This is a genomic window from Micromonospora sp. URMC 107, assembly GCF_051386315.1.
Lineage (GTDB): Bacteria > Actinomycetota > Actinomycetes > Mycobacteriales > Micromonosporaceae > Micromonospora.
The window spans coordinates 1-545 of the sequence record NZ_JBPQTK010000300.1; the positions used below are offsets into that span (position 1 = coordinate 1).

A 545-nucleotide genomic window follows, 5' to 3' on the forward strand; every position below is an offset into this window, starting at 1 on the left:
TTGCCGACCTGCTCGTCGGAGAGTTCGATGCGCGACTGCGCACCCTGCACACCATGCGGCACCAGCTTCGCCTTGTCCGGCTTGTCGGCCTGCACCGCCACCGCCACCGGCGTCGACTCCACGGACGGGGTCGCGTGGGCGGTCGCGGGACCGGCGAACACACCACCGGCGAACGCCAGACCAGCAACACCAAGAACGCTCTTACGCAGAATCGTGTTCATCACAGGTGCTCCATTCGGGGGTCGGCACCCACACCGAAGGGGGAATCCGGCTGTGTGGGTGCAAGCACCGTCCGGCGCTCAAGAAGCTCAAGGGGAGTTCTCCGGCGTCTCGCCGAAGGGAAGATCAGGTCGGCCGTGTCGGCCGGGGGACCGGGCTGTTCGTGGGGGCGGGGGTCGCCCTCTCACGTCGGCCGGACCATGTGTAACGACCGCCGGCCCGCCATCATTCCGGGGCCCCACCACCCGTGGGGTGGTGCGGTCTTGCTCGGTCGTACGCAGGGTGTAACGACCCCGCCCCGGCCGCGATTCCGCCCCCACGATGCC

General features: G+C 69.2%; 1 pseudogene. It reads right to left on the reverse strand.

Annotated features, from left to right (window positions below):
- Nucleotides 1-221: pseudogene (locus ACSNN9_RS28625) on the reverse strand (hypothetical protein); the annotation flags it as partial.
- Nucleotides 222-545 lie beyond the last annotated feature (324 nt).